We start from the raw sequence: 21650 nt of genomic DNA on the forward strand, positions 1-21650 counted from the left end.
ATGACCAAAAGTGCAAATAATTTAATTTTATCAAGGAATAAAGCTAAAATCACACTAAACTAGCATTATATATTGAATATTTATGTATAAAAGAGTACTCTTCTTAGCTATAATCGCCCTAGCTTTCTCCTCATCTGAGGATTGGTCAGAATATTTAGGTGGAGCCGACCGAAACCATTATTCAACGCTCACACAAATTAATCCAAGCAATGTGGATCAAATAAAGGTGGCATGGGAATATAGCTTACCTGATTCTGGTCAAATGCAAGTGAATCCACTTATCGTCAAAGGAATCCTCTATGGAGTTAGTGCCTCAGTGCAGGCATTTGCATTGGATGCATCTTCGGGTCGCGAAATTTGGCGATTTGGCGATCCATTGAAAAACTGGGCAAGCACGTCTAGAGGTGTTAGTTTTTGGACAAATGGAAGAGAAAAAAGAATCTTATATACAGCAGGACCAAATCTTTGGGCTCTGAATGCGGAGACTGGAAAACCAATCAGCAGTTTTGGAAATCAAGGCAAAATAGATCTACATCTAGGCTTACCTCCCATAGCAGCTAATAAATTCATCATTTCCAATACACCTGGTACCATTTACCACAACCTCATAATAATGCCTGTTCGTCTTTCTGAAGGTGCGGATGCAGCCCCTGGAGACATTCGTGCCTTTGATGTAATAACGGGTAAGTTAGCCTGGACCTTCCATACGATTCCTTATCCAGGGGAAAAAGGTTTTGAAACATGGCCAAAGGATGCATATCTCAATACGCACATCGGAGCCGCAAATAATTGGGCTGGAATGGCAGTAGATATAGAAAGAGGTATCCTATTTGTGCCTACAGGATCTGCAGGATATGATTTCTACGGAGGAAATCGAAAAGGATCTAACTTATTTTCGAATAGCCTAATTGCCCTTGATGCTAAAACGGGGAAACGACTTTGGCATTTTCAAACTACTCACCACGATCTATTTGATCGTGATTTACCTGCTCCTCCTAATTTAATCAACGTTATACATAAAGGAAAAAAAATAGCAGCAGTTGCTCAAATCACGAAGCAGGGTTTCGTATTTCTTTTTGATCGGGTTAGTGGAAAACCCCTATTTCCTATCATAGAGAAAAAAGTGAACGGTTCTTTATTAAAAGGTGAAAATGCTTGGTTAACACAACCATTTCCCCTTATCCCGAAACCTTTTGCTAGATTATCCTCTGAAATTCAGAACAATGATATTAACCCTTATTCAGAAAATAAAGAAGAACTAGTGAAGACTTTAGCTTCATTAAACAGAGGATGGCATGATGCACCTAGCGAAAAAGGAAATCTGATTTTACCCGGATTTGATGGTGGTGGCGAATGGGGCGGCGCAGCAGCAGACCCTGACGGAATTCTATATGTTAATAGCAATGAAATGGGATGGATCCAAAAGATGGTTCCAACTAAAATGAATAGTCTTAATCCTGGCGAAAAAGCCTATCAAACAAATTGTCAATCATGCCATGGATCAGATAGAAAAGGTAATCCCTTAAGTGGATACCCTTCCCTATTAGAAATAACAACAAAAAGATCAAAGAACTATATCAAACAAATAATTAATAATGGAAAAGGAATGATGCCTGGATTTAATCAGCTCTCAAAAGAAGAAAAAGAGAATATCCTAGCCTTTATTTTAAATGAAACTCCTAAAGAAGTAGTCACTTCTGCATCAATAAATTACGTCCCTCCATACCAAATGACAGGATATAATAAATTTTTAGATTCCAAAGGATTACCGGCACTGAGCCCGCCCTGGGGAACGCTTAATGCCATTGATTTAAATACAGGAAAATACCTCTGGAAAATACCTTTTGGAGACGAACCCACACTAGCTCAACAAGGAATCACGGGTACCGGAGCAGAAAATTATGGTGGACCGATTGTAACTGCCAGTGGACTTTTAATAATTGGAGCAGCTAAAGATGGAAAAATGCGCATTTATGCAAGTAAAACAGGAAAGCTGCTACGTACAATTACCTTGCCAGCAGCAGCTTTCGCAACTCCATCTACCTATTCAGTAAATGGTAAACAATACATTGTCATTGCTTGCGGAGGAACCAAATTAGGAACGCCCAAAGGCAATAAATATGTGGCATTCAGCCTATAACTATTCTTTTACAATCGTGGTTGAAAAAGGTTTTCCTGAGGAAATCACATGTAAAATATACTTACCTACACGAATACCTGAAAAGTCTGTGAATACAATTTCTTTAATAGGCGCTTCATAGGTATGTTGGTAAATAACCGATCCTAATTGATCATAAATGGCCACAAAAGTTGGCTTTGTACTTGGTACGGAGAATCCAATTGTTAATTTATCCACAAAAGGATTCGGAAAAGCAGTGTAGGTAATCGGATTTTCTTCCTGAACATTCAACTTAATACCCGAGGCAGCAATACTTCTTTCTAATAAAGAAGGCTGCTTAAATCCCTGGCGGACAATTACACCACCCTTCGTAGAGGTTCCCGTAACGGCACTCTGTTGTCCAATGATTTGGGAATAATATTTTCCATCTACCATGGTTGTAGAACCACCGGAACCGATAGAGGAACTCATCACCTTCTGAGAATAAGCAAATTGGGTAAAAGCAAGCATTAAAACCGCAAAAAGAGAACTTTTCATATTAATTATTATGATTAAGACTTGTTAAATATTCATCTACACTTACGCCTTCAAACTCAACGAAAAAATAAGTTAAATCTGCCTGACAATCAAAACCTGAATCCAAATAGAGATTGTCTAAACAAACATTTTCCTCAAATCTTTTCTTAATTAAATGCTTCGCAAACTGTATTCGCAAACGATTCATCTCATCAGTAAAGTTAGTGAAAAGATAAAGTTCAAAAAAATCAGTTAAAACAGCTTTATCTATTTGGACTAATTCCCCGAATTGATCCAAAGTCAAAAAAGGTTTTAAATATGGCCTATCAAATATATAAACTGCATTTAACGTCTGATCCATCTTCCACCAATAGGCATCCTGCGGATTTAAATTCCTTTTAAATCGATCCACATTTAAATAAATCACCTGAGGAAAGAAATAAAGGGTAAAAACCATCAACACATACGCAATCAGGGAAATATATTTTATTTCATTGGGATGATTTAAATAGGAGAAAAACCAATTGTTCTCTAACCAAACGCCAAAAAAAACAGAACTCATTCCTACAAAAACTAACCATTGTAAAAGTAGAAAAATAACTAACCACCTACCTACTTTAGTAACCTCAAAGAAGTATAATTTATTTTTTTTCAGATACATTAAACCCCAAACAGTGTAAAATGTCAACAAGAGAGGCCGTAGAATATAAAGATGAGAAGCGCTAAATAGGAGACCAAGTTTGATAGAGAAAATGGCAGTCCAATTACTGAAAACCTGCCTTACCACAGCTATTTTATACGCATATGGTGAAAAATAATAGGGAATTGTGTCTATAAAGACGAGTATAAAAGGAATTAAATGCCATATATCCGTCCAGTATAATTTGGTATTTCCATTTCTAAGGCTTCTCAAATAGAAAAACAACAAAGGCCCTATCAGAAAATAAAGAGAAGAGAAATTGCCAAATAATAAAACGGTAAAAAGCATACTCTGCCCCAGAGACATGGAATAAATGGTTAGGCAATAAATCCCAGAAATAAAAAATAGAATCGCTAAATAGATGTTAGGGTTAGCGAATAAGGAACCTCGTGATTTCAAGAATATGATCGAAGGAGTCATAAAACTAGTAAATAGTGTCATGACAAAAATCGATTGGAATAGAAACAGCATTATGAAGTGGTTAGATACAAATGTAATGTACTAAAATATAATGATGTAAAATCAATACTTAGTAAATTACCACTATACTGATAAATTAAATGGAAATAAAAAAAAGGATTACTCGCTTTTGGAAGCTTTTAGGACCAGGCTTAGTAACTGGAGCTAGCGATGACGATCCTTCGGGAATAGCAACCTATTCACAAGCAGGTGCAGGTTTTGGTCTTTCAACTCTTTGGACAGCTATAATTGCCTTCCCATTAATGGCTGCCATCCAGCAAATGTGTGCCAGAATTGGATTAGTAACAAAACAAGGATTAACTGGTACACTTAAAAAGCATTACCCTAAGCCAGTACTTTATCTGATGTTACTTTTCAGTTTCCCAGCCATCATTATGAATATAGGTGCAGATATTGCTGGGATGGGGGCCGTGGCTAACTTATTATTCCCATCGATTGATCAAAGTTACTTCAGTGTTCTATTTACCATTCTTTTAATCGGCCTTATTATCTATCTGCCTTATGCTAAAATCGCAGCTACCCTCAAGTATTTATGCATCGTCATGCTAGTTTATTTTGTTGTTCCATTCCTATACAAACAAGATATAAAGGAGATTTTGACTGCGACATTTATCCCTGAAATTCAATTCACAAAAGAGTACATCGCTATTTTAGTGGGTATTTTAGGTACTACTATTTCTCCCTATTTATTCTTTTGGCAAGCCTCAGTGGAAGTGGAGGAAATGAATGTCCATAAAAAGCTAATGGTGAATAAACGGATTATTCATGAAATGGAACAAGACGTTGATTTTGGGATGACTTTTTCTGGCTTTGTTATGTATTTTATCATTTTAACCACAGGTACCGTTTTGTATAAGAGCGGTATTCATCAAATTGATACAGTTGAGCAGGCTGCCATGGCTTTGAAACCATTAGCAGGTGATTTAGCTTACTTGTTATTTGCTGTTGGTATAATTGGAACAGGGTTAATAGCTATCCCTGTTTTAAGTGGCTCTCTCTCTTATATTTTCACAGAAACGTTTGGTTGGGAACAAGGACTAAATAAAAAGTTTCATGAGGCCAAAGGCTTCTATTCCATCATTGCATTTTCTCTTCTAGTAGGCCTCTCCTTAAATTACGTGGGCATAACTCCCATAAATGCTCTGATCTACACCGCCATTTTATATGGAATGACGGCTCCCGTTTTAATTGCCATCATCTTACATATTTCGAACAATAAAGAAATCATGGGTGAAAATACGAATAGCGTTCTTTCTAATGTTTTAGGAATTGGCGCATTTATTATCATGACGATCGCAGCGTTAGCGTTACTCTACCTTGAATTTATCGCATAAAAAAACCATACTCTCCTGACAAGAGTATGGTAAAAAAAAAGAGTGGACCAGCATGGGCTCGAACCATGGACCCCCTGATTATGAGTCAGATGCTCTAACCAACTGAGCTACAAGTCCGCATTGTACATCCTTTTAAGGAATTCAATGTGGTACAAAATTAAGGAATACTAACCTTTTTAGCTAAATTTCGGAAAAGAATATCCCATGTATCCGACTAAAATTATTAATGATCCGATTTATGGTTTTATTAAAATCAATAATCCATTAATTCTTGAACTAATCGATCACCCTTATTTTCAGCGACTTAAGCGCATTAAGCAATTAGGTTTAGCTGAATTTGTATACCCGGGTGCACATCATACGCGTTTTCATCATGCATTAGGGGCCATGCACTTAATGGATCAAGTTTTAGATAATTTAAAAGCAAAAGGGTATTCGATATCCACCGAAGAGCGTGAAGCGGCCGAAATCGCCATCTTATTACACGATATTGGCCACGGTCCTTTTTCACATGTTTTAGAATATACTTTATTAAATGAGGTAAAACATGAGGATGTATCTACCCTGTTAATGGCTAAATTGAATCAACATTTCAAGGGCAGATTAAGTCTTGCCATCGAGATTTTTGAAAATAAATATCCACGTAAATTTTTCCATCAATTAGTGTCTTCTCAGTTAGATGTAGACCGCTTAGATTATTTAAGTCGCGATTCTTTTTACACGGGTGTCCGCGAAGGTTTTATAGGATCTGAGCGATTACTAAGTATGATGGACTTGAATAATGAGCAATTGGTCATCGAAGAGAAAGGTATTTATTCTACAGAAAACTTTTTGATGGCCCGCCGTTTAATGTATTGGCAGGTATATTTACATAAAACGGCCATCGCAGCAGAAACGATGTTAATTCAAATTTTGCGCCGGGCTAAATTCTTGATAGCAGAGGGCCAAAAACTCCCTTGTTCCAGCCCGTTAAAGACATTTCTTAAAGGTACATACACCTGGGAAGAATTCTCTTCTCAAGAAAGTCTCTTAATTGCTTTCACCGAATTGGATGATCACGATGTGTGGGCTGCCATCAAAGAATGGAAAAATGCCAGCGACAAAATTCTTAAGCATTTGTGTTCCCATTTTTTGGCAAGAAAATTATTCACTTGCAAATTAGGCTCTCAACCACTTCCAAAAGCAAAAAGAGTAGAAATAGAGGAGAACATTAAACGAGAATATGGCATTACTGATGAAGAGTTATCTTACTTCGTCGTAGAGGGCTCTACTTCCAATGCTGCTTATGTTCAGGGAGACAATACCATCAAAATGGTCGACAAACAAGGACAAGTGGTCGAGTTACTAGAAGCGTCCGATTTACCGACCATACAAGCATTAAGTAAGATTGTAAAAAAATACTATTTTTGTTGCCCAAAGAGCGTATATTTGCAAGGAGAATTGAGCTAGTGAAAATTCTCATTGCCCAAATTAAACATCGTTTGACCGAATGAAATTTACTGTTAATCAAATAGCCCAATTAATTAAAGGAACAGTAGATGGCGATGGATCAGCGAGTATCACGGCGTTTAATAAAATAGAAGAAGGAGAATCGGGCAGTATTTCCTTTCTGGCAAATCCTAAATATGAATCCTATTTATATCGATCTAAGTCAACCGCAATTATTATTGCTAACGATTTAGTCTTAAAAGAGAAACCTCTAGCTACCTTAATAAGGGTACAAGATCCATATAGTGCCTTCACTGTATTACTACAAAAATACCAAGAATTTACCAGCGTTAAAGAAACAGGAATTCAGCAACCCAGTTATATTGCAGATAATGTAAAAAAAGGATTAAACCTCTATTTAGGTCAGTTTTCAAGCATAGGCAATGGTAGTATTATAGGAAACGATACGTATATCGCTGCACATGTAACGATAGGAAATAAAGTGACAATCGGTGATAACTGTGTTATTTATCCAGGGGCAGTCATTTACAATGATACGATCATTGGAAATAATTGCACAATTCATGCGAATTCCGTTATTGGTTCTGATGGATTTGGTTTCGCACCTCAGCCTGATGGTACATTTTCCACCATCCCTCAATTAGGAAACGTAGTACTAGAAGATGGAGTAAGCATAGGTGCAAATACGACTATTGACCGCGCAACAATGGGATCAACTTTAATCTCAAAAGGAGTTAAAATTGATAATTTGGTTCAAATAGCTCACAATGTGGAAGTGGGTGAAAACACCGCTATTGCTGCTCAAACAGGTATTTCTGGTTCAACTAAAATTGGCAAAAATTGCTTAATTGGCGGCCAAGTGGGTGTAGCTGGACACATTACCATAGCAGATAAAACAATTGTTACCGCTCAATCAGGGGTAACAAAAACGGTCCGAAAAGAAGGACAAATACTAGGTGGAACGCCGGCCTCCCCTAACAGTGAATATTTGAAACGTAATGCTTTTTTACGTCAATTGCCGGATTTATTAAAACGATTAGAATCTTAATCTCGAGTATGAATAATAAGCAACATACTATTACCAAGGCTGTAACCCTATCAGGTGTAGGTTTACATACTGGCATAGTTGCCAACCTTACTTTTTTACCCGCTCCTGCAAACCATGGAATCAAATTCCAACGTGTTGATTTACCCGGTCAACCTATTGCAGATGCAGACGTGGACTATGTAGTTGATACTTCTCGTGGAACAACCATTGAACACAACGGAGCTAGAATTAACACAGTGGAGCATGTTTTAGCGGCACTTGTAGGTCTGGAAGTTGATAATATATTAATACAATTAGATGGTCCAGAACCTCCCATCATGGATGGTAGTTCAATCAAATTTGTTGAGGCTTTAAAGGACGCCGTTCCGGTGGAACAAGATGCGCACCGTAAATTCTTTGAAATTACAGAAGAAGTGCGATTCAAAGATTTAGAAAATGGAATTGAACTAGCGGCTTTACCGCTAAACGATTACCGCATGGCGGTTATGGTGGATTATAATTCTAAATTTTTATCAAGTCAACACGCTAATTTAAGCCACGTATCACAATTTGAAAAAGACTTTTCTATGTGTAGAACCTTCTGTTTCGTGCATGAAATAGAAGTCCTTTACAAGGCAGGCTTAATTAAAGGCGGAGACTTAAATAACGCTATTGTAATTGCAGATAAAGATTATTCAGAAGCTGAATTAGCCCATTTATCCGAAGTTTTAGGTAAACCTAAAGTCTCTGTTTCTAAAGAAGCGGGTATTTTAAATAATACGAACTTGCACTTCAGTAATGAAATGGCTCGCCATAAATTACTGGATTTAATGGGAGATTTAGCTTTAGTGGGTCGCCCGATTAAGGCGCAAATTTTAGCTTCCCGTCCAGGTCACGCTTCTAACGTAGAGCTGGCACGTAAGATCAAGAAATTGATGTTAGACGCAGAGAAGAATAAAGTACCGACCTACGACCCTAAGCAGCCACCTATTTTTACCCACGAACGCGTTTATGAACTTCTACCGCATCGTTACCCCTTCCAAATGATTGATAAAATCATTTATTTGGACGATAATAGTGTGGTCGGTGTTAAGAATGTGACGATGAATGAAAACTACTTCATGGGTCATTTTCCAAACAATCCAGTTATGCCAGGCGTTATGCAGGTAGAGGCCATGGCCCAAACGGGAGGAATCCTTGTTTTGAGTTCTGTAGAAGATCCTGAGAATTATTGGCCATACCTTGTGGGAATAGAAAATTGCCGCTTTAGAAAAAGTGTCATTCCTGGAGATACCATTATCTTTAAATGTGAGCTACAGGCACCTATACGTAGAGGAATTGCAAAAATGACAGGTAAGGCTTATGTAGCAGGCCAAGTAGTGTGTGAGGCTGAAATGACAGCTAGTTTAGTTCGTAAATCGTAAGATTGTTCATATGATTCATCCGTTAACCCATATTGATCCTCAAGCCAAAATTGGTGCTAATGTTAGTATCGAAGCATTTACCTCTATACATGCAGATGTCGAAATCGGTGAAGGAACTTGGATTGGATCAAATGTGACTATTTATCCAGGTGCTCGCATAGGTAAAAATGTAAAAATTTTTCCTGGTGCTGTTATTTCAGCCATTCCACAAGATTTAAAATTTGGAGGGGAGGTAACGACCGCAGAGATTGGTGACAATTCCACTATTCGCGAGTGTGTGACGATTAATCGTGGGACGTCTGATAAGATGAAGACTGTCATAGGTCAAAATTGCCTTATCATGGCCTATGTTCACGTCGCGCATGATTGCTTGATTGGCAATAACTGCATTTTAGCTAACTCTGTGCAAATGGCAGGACACGTTACAGTGGGCGACTTCGCCATTATTGGGGGCTCATCCGCCATCCATCAATTTGCCACTATTGGTCAACACGTGATGATATCAGGTGGATCGCTAGTCAGAAAAGATGTCCCTCCTTTTACCAAATCAGGTCGTGAGCCATTAACTTATGCAGGTATTAACTCGGTAGGTTTACGCCGACGTAACTACACAGACGAGCAAATTAATGTCATTCAAGAAGCCTACCGCTTTTTGTATTTGAAAGGTTTAAATACCAACGCCGCTATAGAAGAAATCGAAACACAATTGCCTAATACGCCAGAAAGAAATGAAATTCTAGAATTTATAAAAAATTCAGAAAGAGGTATTATGAAAGGCTAATGTATTATGGAAATTCTTGTTGAAAATCTTTTCAAAAAGTTTAGGCAAGAATTTGTCATCAAGTCCTTCAGCTATACATTCCAATCTGGTCAATCGTATGCTATAACTGGCCCTAATGGCTCAGGAAAATCAACTATATTGCAATTAATCGCTCAATATACTCTTCCAAATTCAGGAACAGTGAAAATGTCAGGGATTGATTCTGACTTGGTTTATAGTCAAATTATATACGCAGCTCCATATGTAGAATTAATTGAGGAATATACCCTTCAAGAACACCTCGAAATTTTAGTTAAAAACTCCTATTTACCTAAAGCGATTACATTAGAAATACTAAAAGATTTCATCGATTTAAAGCCTGACCGTTTCAAATTAATAAAGAACTATTCTTCTGGTATGCGTCAGAAAATCAAATTGGGTTTTGCACTCTTGTCAGATAGACCTGTATTACTATTAGATGAACCCACTACTAACTTTGATGAGCAAGCTAAACAATGGTTCTTTGATAAGTTAGAGAAACAGCGACATAAACTTATTGTACTTGCCTCGAATGAAGCAAGAGAAATTGAATTTTGTACCGACAAAATAGCTATACTGGATTTTAAATAAGAAAACGCAATCGCCATCTGGTGATTCCCCATACGACCAGAATAAATCCACTGAAATAAAGCAGATCTCCGAAATTAACTACTCCCATGCTCATTCGATCATAATGCGAGTATAAATTGGCAGTTTCTAAACCTAGCTCTTTCGAACCCTGCCACATCGCAAAATTCAGAGCAAGTCCCAAGATAAAGGCGACCGGTTGTTTCTTCGTAAAACTAGAAGCCAATACGTCCAAGAATACATAACATAAGGTTAATAGGAATAAAGCAGCGAACCCACCCCATATTAAAGACGAATCAAAATTATTTGTAGGAAACCCTAAAGAAGCAATACTCTGCACAAATAAAGCGCTCGGTAGTAAGGTCATTAAAACAATCATGGCCAAAGCTAAGTATTTAGCTGCCAAAATTTGATTAACACGAATGGGGAGAGAACGCAATAATTGAAATGTTCCTTTATCGGTCTCTTCCGAAAAACTACTCATCGAAAGCGCAGGAACAAAAAATAGTAAAAACCAAGGAGTTAGATCAAAGAAAACGGTTAACTCCGCAAAACCATAATCAAGTATATTACCGTCAATCACCCAAACATAGATTCCCATCAAAATAAAAAAAGACGAAATGGTACCCCAGCCCATCAATGAGCTAAAATAGGCCATAACGTCTTTCTTTAAAATAGCGAACATACTATTCAAAAACTGATTTTTCTCTCTTAACTACAGCAGAAACGATCAAGCCCAAAAGAAAATTGAATACAACACTCATAATAACGACAATCACAAATTGAATTCCTGGATTCAAGAACATCGAGGTCATTTCTTCAGCACTTTGAATTTGACTGGCGCTTAAACCTTGATCTTCCATACGCTCTCTTGCGATGTCCATCTGGCGTTGAATGACTGTATTGTCTATAAATTGAATATAAATGTAATTAAAGGCTCCGGCCACTAATCCAGTAATAGCTCCTAATAAGGTGGACAAACCTAAACCCTGACCATAGCTAATATATCCTCCATTCTGCTCTCTATACTCCCGTAAACATAAAAAGGAAATCGTCACCGCTAAAACCAAAGACCAAATCGTAGAAACCCAGCTAATCGATTCTTGAAATTGTTCCGCCCATCCCATTACATTGATAAGAGTCGAAAAAAGAAAGCTCAGTAATCCACTTATAAAACCATATTTTAAGGCGATTATTGAGGATGAAGTTGTTGATTCGGATGTATTCTCCATAAAATTTATTTTTTATAATAAAGTGAAATTAACAAATTTGGTAAGAAACCTAAAGCTATTTTTTGCCAGAAATCATCTCTAGCAATGCTATAAGCATCAATTGACTTAATTCCAGCATGCAAACTATTATAATACTCCCCTCCTTCTTGACTCACAATAACTTCCTTAAAAGAATTTAACTCTAACAAACTCTGCTGGATGTAGGAAGCCAACATTTGTAAACCCGTGGCGGTTTGAAAGAAATAATTTAAAAATAGGCTACTAAATAGAGCTGTAATAAGAATTAAGAGATATTGCAAGACAAAATAGACTAAAAAATGCTTCTTCTCCCCCTGATGATTTTGAGGAAATCGTGAAATATACCACCATTGAAAAAATAACAAAAAAACAAAAGTAGGTGCCTTCTTTCCACCAATGGGAATAATTCCTATTTGCTGTAAAAGAAGACCATACATGACCATCAAAACAACGAAAATTAAGGCATAAAGAGTAAATCGACCTATTTCAGTAAACCAATTATTGACCATAAGAATGATTTAATCCATTAAATACTCCCACGATTTTATAATCAAAGGGATTACCGATAAATATGGAATTCGTCGATTTAGAAACGATATCAGCTACTTCATAGGTATTCTTTTCTCTCCCTACTAACATTCCTTTCATTTCTTCTCCCACATTTAATTCGGGCTGGGAGATGCCTAAGAAAGAACTTGGATTATGTGATAAATAAAGATCAGATTTTTCTATACCTTGATTCTTCGCTTCTTGAATAAAGGCGATAGCTAGCGTTTCTAGTCCTATTGTTCCAAAGGATGCTTGATCAAACTCTACTTCTTTGCATTCTACTTCAACAGGATGATGATCAGAAACCACTGAATGAATGACACCCTCTTTTAATCCTTTCCATAGAGCTAAACGATCCGCTTCGGTTCTTAATGGAGGATTTACCTTTTTAAGGGTGTCAAACTCAGAAACAGCATCTTCTGTAAATACTAGTGAATATATAGCAACATCTGCCGTTACAGGTAATCCCGCCTTTTGTGCTTCTGAAATCAAACTGACTGATTCTGCCGTAGAAATACAAGAGAAATGTAGCGCAAATTCTGGATGAGCTAAACCGAAAGAATGCTGAATAACATAGGATAAAAGGTCTAAATCGCGTTTTATATGCAACGTTTCTGCTAATACAGGTATCCCTTTCAATCCTAACAAGGTACTTTGTAGCCCCTCGTGTATTTGGCCAAATAAAGATAAGCCCTCAACATCAGGTCTAGAAATAACTTTTGCCTTTAATGGTTGTAAGTACTGAAGACATTTTAACATCAAATCGGTGTCTTGCAAAGCACCTGCACCATGACTAAACCAAGAGGCACCTGCTTGATGCAAATCCATCAAATCACTAAAGTTTTCTGATTTATTTTCTAGTGTTAAGGGTGCTACAGGATAGGATAAAACACCAGAACCAACTAAGCGATTTTTAATAAACTGAATAGACTCAGGCTGTTGTGGAACTGGATCACCTGTAGGTAATAATAAAAAATCTAATACCCCACCCTTCCAAGCGGCGGCTTTCAAACTTGACCAATCTTCTCTATGTTCACCACCTGGCAACGTATTATGCACACGTAGATCTACTACGGAAGGAAACCACTCCAGGTTTTCTTCTAAAACGATTAAATCTGCTTTCGATTGAATTGTGGTTCCAATTTCTATCCATCGACCATTATCAGAAAGCAAATCAACTTTCTTACCGAAGAAGGAAGACCGACTATCTTGAATTAAAAGCTGTTTGAATAAGATTCGCATTTGTTTTTGGTTATAAAAAAACCCTGATTAACAGGGTTTAAAAATCAATGTCCGATAAAGGATTTATATGTCTCAACATCCATTAATTGGGAAAGATCACCAGCATCAGCTGCCTTAATTTTCACTACCCAACCATCTCCATAAGGATCTGAATTTATTAATTCAGGACTGTTGTTTAAAGCTGTATTAAATTCTACAATTTCTCCAGCTACAGGTAAGAACAAATCAGATACTGTTTTAACAGCTTCTACCGTTCCAAAGACGCCATCCTTTGTAATGCTTTGACCTACAGTCTCCACCTCTACAAAAACGATATCTCCTAACTCACCTTGAGCGAAATCAGTGATACCCACCACAGCTACATCGCCTTCTATTTTAATCCACTCGTGTTCTTGAGTGTACTTTAATTCACTTGGAAAATTCATATGATTATTATTTGCTTACAAAGGTCACTAAAATCTAGATTTTTTGCAAACGATTTTTATTTATTCACTTAAACTATACCGTATTTGAAAACCACCCGCTACAGTAGATCGATAGAAGGAGTTAGATACCAATGGATTATTCATCATCTTATCGAAGTAAGCCGTCACCGTTAATTTATTATTGACATTATAACTTAATTGAGGACGGAATTGAAAATTCACAAAACCTTGCGTAACAATCGTTTCTGCATCTAATTTTCGTTGTAAAGTACGTGTATCCCGGATAGTTAAATTCATATTAAATCGTAAATCATTAGGCAAACGAACAGATCTGCCATTAATCTTAAAAGGAATTAACATATTGGATTTAGTAAATCCGACAGACACTGTGATGTCCTTATTTGCTAATTCTGCAACCTGTGAATTAGCTAAATTTAAGCCTACATTACGATCCTGATTATATTCTAAACGTAAGGATATTTTACTCTTGGTCACTGCATTAACCCCAACTAATGGCGAGAAACGTTCCACGAAGGAGATCGTGCTCATTACATATACCGGAATTAAGGTATTTGTTTCTGGATCAAAACGAGAGGAAAGAGGATAGAGTAAACTATTAAGGGACAAATTCATGTAATCCGTAGCAAACTGACCATACTCTAACGACGATACAAAATTCCCCACATTATAGGTACTTGAATACATATGCATTATCGTGAATGAAGAGAATTTATTCTTAATTCCAGGAAGCAAATTCAACCCATTGTAATCTACTTTCCAGTTTGGTAATGGAATATTGTAGAAAGGCGAAAATTTCACATCATTAGCGGAAACACCAGAATAAGCAGCGAAGAAAGCAGGAATTAATACGTCTTGAGAGTTTTGATTATAAGTTCCTACTTCAGATGATTTCGCTTTATTTAATCTTGAAATTAAAACGGAACGATTAGCCCTAAATTCTTCAAAAATGGCTTCTGAATTAGAGAAAGCAGTCATAAAGGACAAAAATGACATCGAATAATTACCTGAGCGAATCGGGCTCTGAGATTTAAATGGCCCTCCAGCTTGATCAGGTCTAAAGAATTCTTGGTAATTATCACCTCGATTGTAATTTCCATCTACCTGGATACGCAAATCTTTCGTAGGTTCTAATTGAGTAGAATAGGTTAATTTCTGATTCCTTAACTGCGTAAATGGTGTATTTTGAACGGTACTTCGTGTTAACCAACCATTTTCTGCCGCCTTAAATCGTATTCCATCGCCTTGCCCTCCACTGATAAAATCAAATCCAGGAGCTGAATTAATAGAATTCATTCCTAGATTACCTGGATTAGGCATAAAACCAGGTAAGGTGGTAGATTCATTAATAGAATAATTGACTTGAATTCCACGCAAGGTTAACAATAAACGTGTAACAGCTTTAATGGCAGATTTACTCGGAATGACAATATCTTCCTCATCACCTGGATTTCTAGCGATATTTTTACCAAAGGTGCGAGGAGTATTTGCCCAACGTAAGGCTTTAATCCGATTGTATAAAGCAACAAAATCAACTTTCCCATTGATGGCTTGTTCGCGAGTATTTTTTATAATGTTTCCAAAAGGTAAACCTAAAGAATCTCGAATATCAAATGAATTGGCAAAATAGTTGTACCCTACCCGATGCGTATAATCTGCATTCATCCAATCCGTTAAAACAGATTTCTGTAATGGCAAACGCCAAACCATACCTGCTTGTTGATCAAAACTTCTGGCGCGACCCAAGGCTCTCAAGCTAATCATTACGGAATCTCGCTTTTGCTGAGTATCTAAATCTCCGATAGGTTCATCAATAATGGAATTAACTTGGGTATTATAATTGAGAACCATAGACTTTGTCAAATTCCAATTCAAGGCATATTGTCTATTAAAGAACCAATATTTTTCAAACTGAGGAGCTACCCCCAAAGTAGTGAATTCCGAATTTCTCAACTGAGTTTTGATAAAACTGCGATCCATATCTAGTCGAACTAATAAAGAAGAAGGCACTAAATTCAGGTTGAAATCCTTGATCAAATCGAATGACGCCTTCTTAAATGGTTCTATATAGCGCGCTGACGTTGAATATGCATATAAAACACTTCCCTTATGACTTAACTGTGTGTATTCTGCAATAAGCGGACTTGTTCTTAACATTTCGGAAAAGGCATAGGAGAAAGTAAAATTCGAGAAATCCCAAGGATAGGAAATCTTAGACTTAGCCCCTCGATTCTTTTTAACATTAGAAAAATTAAATCCTTTACGTTCCGTATTATCTTCCACCATAGTTAAATAGGCATTCTTTTTAGCTTCAGCATTAAACTTCTGAATTGAATTAGAAAGAAAAATATCTGGATCAAATGGATCAAATTGTGGCGAAATATTTCGGCGGTCATAGGTAATAAAGAAAGGAATATTAAAACCCCAATTTTTAGGCAATAGCTTATCTAAACTTAAATTTGCTGTAATTCCATACTCTAAATTATTCTCTCTACTGCGTTCTGATATTTTAGCTTGAACTCCTCCAAATCCGTAATTTTTAAAACTACCATTCATTTGAATCGTACCTATGTCAGCCAGTTTAATGGCTAATTTACCTATAGCAGCCTCACCTGAAGTCTGGTCAAAACCAGAAGCGCGCAATTCATTTACCCAAACACAGAATGTTTTATTTGTTTTACTCGTATTGCGAACTCCTATCATGGTGACCATCGTAGCACTTTGATCTGGCCTACCCATTACCGTAATTTTATACGTCTTTCCAGTAGAACTCGTAATTAACATCGTAAAACGCTCATTTAAGCTCTTACCTTGTTTATCTCGCTCGATCTTAACTTGCTTAACTAAATCAAACTCAATGTCGAATTCATTCTCCATTGGCCAAATTTCAGTGTCTAAACTTTGGCCCCTCTGAGTTTGAATTAAACCTGAATTTTCTATTTCATAATAGTTATCTGTCAAATCAGTACCGATACGTAGAAAGGCGCTAACTTGACCACTAATCATATCTGGACTTTGCATCGATACAAACATCTTTAAACGTTTGTAATTAATAAAATCAAAGATTGTATTTTTAAATACCGCTCTTGCATCTCCAGCGCGCAAATTATCCACACAGAGGCTCATAGATTGCTCATTCAATCGAGCGTTATTAATGGTAGTAATATCCTGATCCCTGACGAACCCAGGTGGAACCACATAAGGAATCGCTGTCTCCCCTTTATTGGCTGGTCCATTCTCTTCAATATTCACACTAGAAACCCGAAATTTAGCATCATATGGCTCAGGCAAATCTTGTCCACTTCGTTTATCTAACTCACCAATAAACTTTCGATAACTGAATCCTGACAATTGTAATTGGGCAAATCTCAATACAACAGGCTCCTTAAAATCTTTCAAAACCATCCGCATAAAACGTATAGATTTAAAGGAATTTATTTCCCCAGCGGGTGTTTTGTAAATACGTTTATCTTTTATGGGTACGCGGAAAAGATACCAATTAACTCCACCCTCTGTAATTTTATCCACTACAAAACCATTCCCAATTTGTAGGCTATTAGGCTTTAGATCAATTTCATATTCAAAATAGGCTTCACTATCATTTACTGTATTATCATTGTTCAAATCCTCTCGATCTGGCAAAATACTATTAGCCTCAGTGAAATTGACATTAGAAGGATTGGCTGTGGTAGGACTATTGTTTTCCATACCTAAGTAACTCTTATAACGTTGAATTAACGATTCTGTACCATCAAATTTCTGATTTAAATAAAAATCAAAATCATCTCCTGCTGGATCATTTTGTATACTGACCAAAGCCAAAGGATCAGACACACGATTTTTTATTTGATCTAAATAGGCTTTAAAATGAGTCGTTTCCGTTAATGCAGTAGCATCATCTGCTTTATTTGGTAGACCATCTAAACCGATATCCTGCTTTTCTCTACCAGCCGAATTATCAAATGCATTGATGACAAACTGTCTTGAAGGAGCTAATCCCCAATCTGTTTTTTCAATATTCTTCGTTGTACCTGAGGTGATTTTTTCACCTGCTGGTATGCCATTTTCAAAATTAGAATAGCCATCAGGGATAAAATCCTCTGAAACATCTCCCAGATGGAAAACTAACTTACCACCCGTCTCATTGTTCTTATTAAATAGACCATCTCGAATTTTCCCTGCTTCTCCGGCAATAAATGGATCCATCAACCAAAATTCTAACTGCTCTATATTAGCATTATCAAAATCAGTATCAGAACTAATCGCTCGGGTAATTGCCCCAAAATTAGCACTTGGAGTAGGCAATAAACCTGTAGAGGAAAGATTAGGGTTAAAATTATACATGCCCCTCTCCGAAGGGAAATAAGCAACATCTAATACATTAATGGGCAAATTGGTAATATTATTTGCGAAGTCTTTATTCGGGAACAGACCTCTTGGAGTTACTACTCTTTCATATGCAAAGGTATTTACTTTAGTAGGATCTAGTCCAGGCACTTCTAAACCAAAACCTCCTTGTCCATAAATACTAGCATCCACCGTGTAGGCAGAAATTTTAGCTCGATTAAATCCAGCTGCCAATTTATTTCCAGCGGACACATACGATTTAGGTGTTGCTCCAGCTTTCCAAAGTGTTGATTGTGAACTTAAATTATAAATGATACGAGCAGCCTCAAAATCATCAATAAAAGCGTTTCCTTGCACGCGATCATTCACATTAGGAATTAACTTAGCGAACTCTCCCTGAAAATCAATGACAGAAGTCTCCTTAGTTGAAATCAAAGGTAACTTATCTAGAAACCGGGTCAGCCCCTGAGAATTTTGCAAGATACTCGCATCAAACCCAATTAAGGTATTATTCACCGGTTCATTACCCATGGCCACCCGTCGAAAAAAGGCCGGCGGACTTTCCGACATGTTCTGAATGGTAGCACCTAAATGTACATTTTTACCTAAATTATAATCAAGACGTGTACCTAACAAAGTTCTAATTTGGTTCGAAAACAAATCTGGCTTTTCATAACAAACCTTAATCTCTCTTCCTGAACTAAAAACCCCTTCATTAATTATCTTTACTCGACCTGATTGTGGCTCCACGATATAATCTGTTCCAGGCGCTAAGGATTGACCTCCAGCTGTCACCGTAACCGATTTTGCTTCTACCCCAAATGGTAAGGAGATATCCCCACCAACCCCAGATTGAAATGATCCTTTAATGAAAAACTTGTTTTTAGTCGTAATTTGAGCAGCATCAACTTGTGTACCTGAATACAATTTATCAAACACATATTTATCGACTAAATTACTCTCACTCGCCGTAAACTTAGCTCTTAAATTATTCCCAAATGGTTCAAGAACAGGGAAAATAATCTTTCCATTCTTAGCATCAATCGTAATATCTTCTACATAATCAAAGTTACCATCAGGTTGTGGATCTCCGGCAAAATTCAATTTATCTAAGCCCAAAACTTTAACTAACGGAATATCCTTAAAATTTGCGCCTTCTATTAAATTACTATTATCTATCCCTGTTGCATCGTCTTTATAGACAATTCTTAGCTGAAAATTTTGTTTAGTTAAAGAGGAGGTATTTAATGAATAAATATTTTTCATCATTAAATCCCACATTGGATGTGGTTTTCCTGTGGAAACTGAATTCAAGTTATTCCGAATAGTACTTGATTTTAGCATTTTTAAAATCAGTACCTCATCGTCTTGGCGAGCTTGATAATCTTCGGTTAATTCTCCTACCTTATACTTTCTGCCGTTTAAAGTATACTCATATGATACGGCCAAAACCTCATCATTACGTATGGGGGCTACCAAGGAAATATACCCTAATTGCGAATTGAATTTAAATTCTCTTTCTGATAAGCGTTTTGCTCCTTTTAATACATCAAAATCTGTACCACGTTTTAGATTATAAGTAGATTCTAAACGATCTGTCACCTCATTGGACTTTCTTAAATTAGGATCCGCTAGTAGTTTGGCATACATTCCATTTGCCTTATTATCAACTGGACTAGTCGGATTGACCGGTTGAAAAACAGGGTTAGTGTTATTATAAGGACTAGCTTCCCCTAAATCATATAAGGAAACTAAATTACGAAGTGTCTCCGTGCTTTGTGTACGATTTGTGACATATACTTCTACCCTGGTTACCGTAATTCCACTAGATATTACCGGCAAATTCTTTAATGCACGTTCATAATTGTTCCTAAAATAGGAGGATAAGAAAAAGTGACGATTCTCATCGTATTGATCCACCCTTACTTCAAAATTCTTTCCCTGAGTTCCACCCTTTAACGTTATACAATCCTGTTTAGATCGTTGCTGAGCAGCCACGACTGTCATATCGAGTGCACCGAAACGCAACAAAGTTTTAACACCAAACAAATTCTGTACCCCTGGTATCAATTGAGAATTTAAGGTCCAGGAAGTGTTTCCAACTTCAATATTTTGCAGAATATCTTCTTCTTGTGTCCTCCAATTCAGTTTTAATTGGTTTTGAAAATTAAAACTAGCCTTCGTATCAAAATTGACATTTAAATTCAGCTTATCACCAATTTTTCCTTGAAAGTTAATTTGTGCTTGTTCGTTAAAAAATAGATTACCTACATACCGTAATTGAACGGGAATGGCAGGATTATCCACATACTGGCCCATATAACCCACATCAAGCAGTAAGGAACCATTAGGTTTAAAGGAAACTTCTGTTCCTCCAAAAATTCGATCAATCGATGGTGGTAATTCAACTTTAGGGAATAATCCTCTAGACTTCAAATTACTGCTGCCGTCTAAACTTTTAGAATAAGTTTGCCAAAAGCTTCGATTTACATCCTGGTTTTGCAATCGATTAAACGTGGTAAAATCTGTTGCATTAGTCGAGCCAGTCGCATCTTTTTGAATAACTAATTTATTATCTGATTCAAAAGAATAAAGGGAATTTGGCTTTTTAGAATAAATTGAAAAAGGGGACTTTGATGTCGATCGATTAGGTTTTTTTAAGGTCAATCTAGGTTTTTTACCAGATTTAGAAACAGAATCAATTTGTGAATAACTCGAAAAAGACAATACAATTCCTACAACCCATAAAAAGGATAAAATGAAGGAAAATATATGTCTATTAAGCGCTTTCAACTATCTCAAGGCTAATTTGATTAAATTTTCAACGGAAGCTTCAGGGTTCGATTTTAAGATACTTTCCAAACTTTTTTCTGCAGCAGTCCGTGGAATGCCTAACGTAACTAAAGCCGCTAATGCTTCTTGTTTATTTCCAAAGTGTGCGTCGTGAGAGGCTATTCCTGCTTCCACGAAAAGAGCATCTTTCTTGCATTTATCCTTTAATTCTAAAATTACTCGCTGAGCAGATTTAGAACCAATTCCCTTAATGGACTGAATCAGTGCAATATTTTCATTCATAATCGCAGAACGAATTTCGTTCGAAGAGAAGGAAGATAACATCACTAATGCTGTACTTAATCCAATTCCAGACACAGATATCAAATCAAGAAATAATAATTTCTCGTCCATGGAATGAAAACCAACTAAGGTATGAGAGTCCTCTTTGACCTGCAAATGTGTATATAGCTTACAAAGCTCTACTCCATCAGCTAATGCGGCATAGGTCTGTAAGGAGATTTTAACCTCATAGCCTACTCCATTCACATCGATAATCACATGAGCACGATCTTTGTGTGCTAATTTACCTTTCAAATAAGCTATCATAA

At 36.8% G+C, this 21650-nt stretch carries 16 protein-coding genes and 1 tRNA gene; 7 read left to right on the forward strand and 10 right to left on the reverse strand.

Annotation, left to right across the window (positions count from 1 at the left end):
* The first annotated feature begins 82 nt into the window (after positions 1–82).
* A complete protein-coding gene (locus tag ACILP5_RS08495) occupies positions 83–2140 on the forward strand; it encodes a PQQ-binding-like beta-propeller repeat protein (protein ID WP_395618231.1) in 2058 nt (685 codons plus the stop codon).
* On the opposite strand, the gene ACILP5_RS08500 is transcribed toward ACILP5_RS08495, so the two are convergent.
* Both ACILP5_RS08500 and ACILP5_RS08505 read right to left on the reverse strand, forming a co-directional pair.
* Complete coding sequence (locus tag ACILP5_RS08500) at positions 2141–2656, reverse strand: T9SS type A sorting domain-containing protein (protein ID WP_395618232.1); 516 nt, start codon at positions 2654–2656, stop codon at positions 2141–2143.
* A gap of 1 nt (position 2657) precedes the next feature.
* Complete coding sequence (locus ACILP5_RS08505; protein ID WP_395618233.1) at positions 2658–3296, reverse strand: hypothetical protein; 639 nt, start codon at positions 3294–3296, stop codon at positions 2658–2660.
* 599 nt (positions 3297–3895) lie between these two features.
* On the opposite strand from ACILP5_RS08505, the gene ACILP5_RS08510 reads away from it, so the two are divergent.
* The gene (locus tag ACILP5_RS08510; RefSeq protein ID WP_395618234.1) at positions 3896–5149 is read left to right on the forward strand and encodes an NRAMP family divalent metal transporter; all 1254 of its coding nucleotides are present in this window, start codon (positions 3896–3898) and stop codon (positions 5147–5149) included.
* Positions 5150–5192: 43 nt separating this feature from the next.
* On the opposite strand, the gene ACILP5_RS08515 is transcribed toward ACILP5_RS08510, so the two are convergent.
* A tRNA-Ile gene (locus ACILP5_RS08515) sits at positions 5193–5266 on the reverse strand.
* Between the two features lie 87 nt (positions 5267–5353).
* Here ACILP5_RS08515 and ACILP5_RS08520 point away from each other — a divergent pair.
* The 5 genes from ACILP5_RS08520 to ACILP5_RS08540 are packed head-to-tail and all read left to right on the forward strand — an operon-like array spanning position 5354 to position 10439.
* Positions 5354–6598 (forward strand): HD domain-containing protein, encoded by a 1245-nt coding sequence (locus tag ACILP5_RS08520; protein WP_395618235.1) that lies wholly within the window; start codon positions 5354–5356, stop codon positions 6596–6598.
* A 40-nt stretch (positions 6599–6638) separates the two neighbouring features.
* Positions 6639–7646: a UDP-3-O-(3-hydroxymyristoyl)glucosamine N-acyltransferase gene (lpxD, locus tag ACILP5_RS08525; protein ID WP_395618236.1), complete on the forward strand. Its 1008-nt coding sequence runs from the start codon at positions 6639–6641 to the stop codon at positions 7644–7646.
* Between the two features lie 8 nt (positions 7647–7654).
* Positions 7655–9049, forward strand: a complete 1395-nt coding sequence (locus ACILP5_RS08530) for a bifunctional UDP-3-O-[3-hydroxymyristoyl] N-acetylglucosamine deacetylase/3-hydroxyacyl-ACP dehydratase (RefSeq protein WP_395618237.1) — start codon at positions 7655–7657, stop codon at positions 9047–9049.
* A 10-nt stretch (positions 9050–9059) separates the two neighbouring features.
* Complete coding sequence (gene lpxA, locus ACILP5_RS08535) at positions 9060–9830, forward strand: acyl-ACP--UDP-N-acetylglucosamine O-acyltransferase (protein WP_395618238.1); 771 nt, start codon at positions 9060–9062, stop codon at positions 9828–9830.
* Positions 9831–9836: 6 nt separating this feature from the next.
* Positions 9837–10439, forward strand: a complete 603-nt coding sequence (locus ACILP5_RS08540) for an ATP-binding cassette domain-containing protein (protein ID WP_395618239.1) — start codon at positions 9837–9839, stop codon at positions 10437–10439.
* Here ACILP5_RS08540 and ACILP5_RS08545 read toward each other — a convergent pair.
* The 7 genes from ACILP5_RS08545 to ruvA form a co-directional block, all read right to left on the reverse strand.
* Entirely contained in the window at positions 10432–11121 is a 690-nt protein-coding gene (locus ACILP5_RS08545) for an ABC transporter permease subunit (RefSeq protein ID WP_395618240.1), read from the reverse strand. The two genes, ACILP5_RS08540 and ACILP5_RS08545, sit on opposite strands and share 8 nt — an antisense overlap.
* Position 11122: 1 nt before the next feature.
* On the reverse strand, positions 11123–11668 hold the full coding sequence (locus ACILP5_RS08550; RefSeq protein ID WP_395618241.1) for a DUF4199 domain-containing protein: 546 nt from the start codon (positions 11666–11668) through the stop codon (positions 11123–11125).
* 5 nt (positions 11669–11673) lie between these two features.
* Positions 11674–12195 (reverse strand): hypothetical protein, encoded by a 522-nt coding sequence (locus ACILP5_RS08555; protein WP_395618242.1) that lies wholly within the window; start codon positions 12193–12195, stop codon positions 11674–11676.
* Complete coding sequence (locus ACILP5_RS08560; RefSeq protein WP_395618243.1) at positions 12185–13477, reverse strand: dihydroorotase; 1293 nt, start codon at positions 13475–13477, stop codon at positions 12185–12187. The genes ACILP5_RS08555 and ACILP5_RS08560 overlap by 11 nt, the downstream gene beginning before the upstream one ends.
* A 44-nt stretch (positions 13478–13521) precedes the next feature.
* Entirely contained in the window at positions 13522–13902 is a 381-nt protein-coding gene (gene gcvH / locus ACILP5_RS08565) for a glycine cleavage system protein GcvH (protein ID WP_395618244.1), read from the reverse strand.
* Positions 13903–13962: 60 nt separating this feature from the next.
* Positions 13963–20934 (reverse strand): cell surface protein SprA, encoded by a 6972-nt coding sequence (gene sprA, locus ACILP5_RS08570; protein WP_395618245.1) that lies wholly within the window; start codon positions 20932–20934, stop codon positions 13963–13965.
* A 126-nt stretch (positions 20935–21060) separates the two neighbouring features.
* The gene (gene ruvA / locus ACILP5_RS08575) at positions 21061–21648 is read right to left on the reverse strand and encodes a Holliday junction branch migration protein RuvA (protein WP_395618246.1); all 588 of its coding nucleotides are present in this window, start codon (positions 21646–21648) and stop codon (positions 21061–21063) included.
* Positions 21649–21650: the final 2 nt, after the last annotated feature.

The organism is Aquirufa sp. (assembly GCF_044239315.1).
Classification (GTDB): domain Bacteria; phylum Bacteroidota; class Bacteroidia; order Cytophagales; family Spirosomataceae; genus Aquirufa.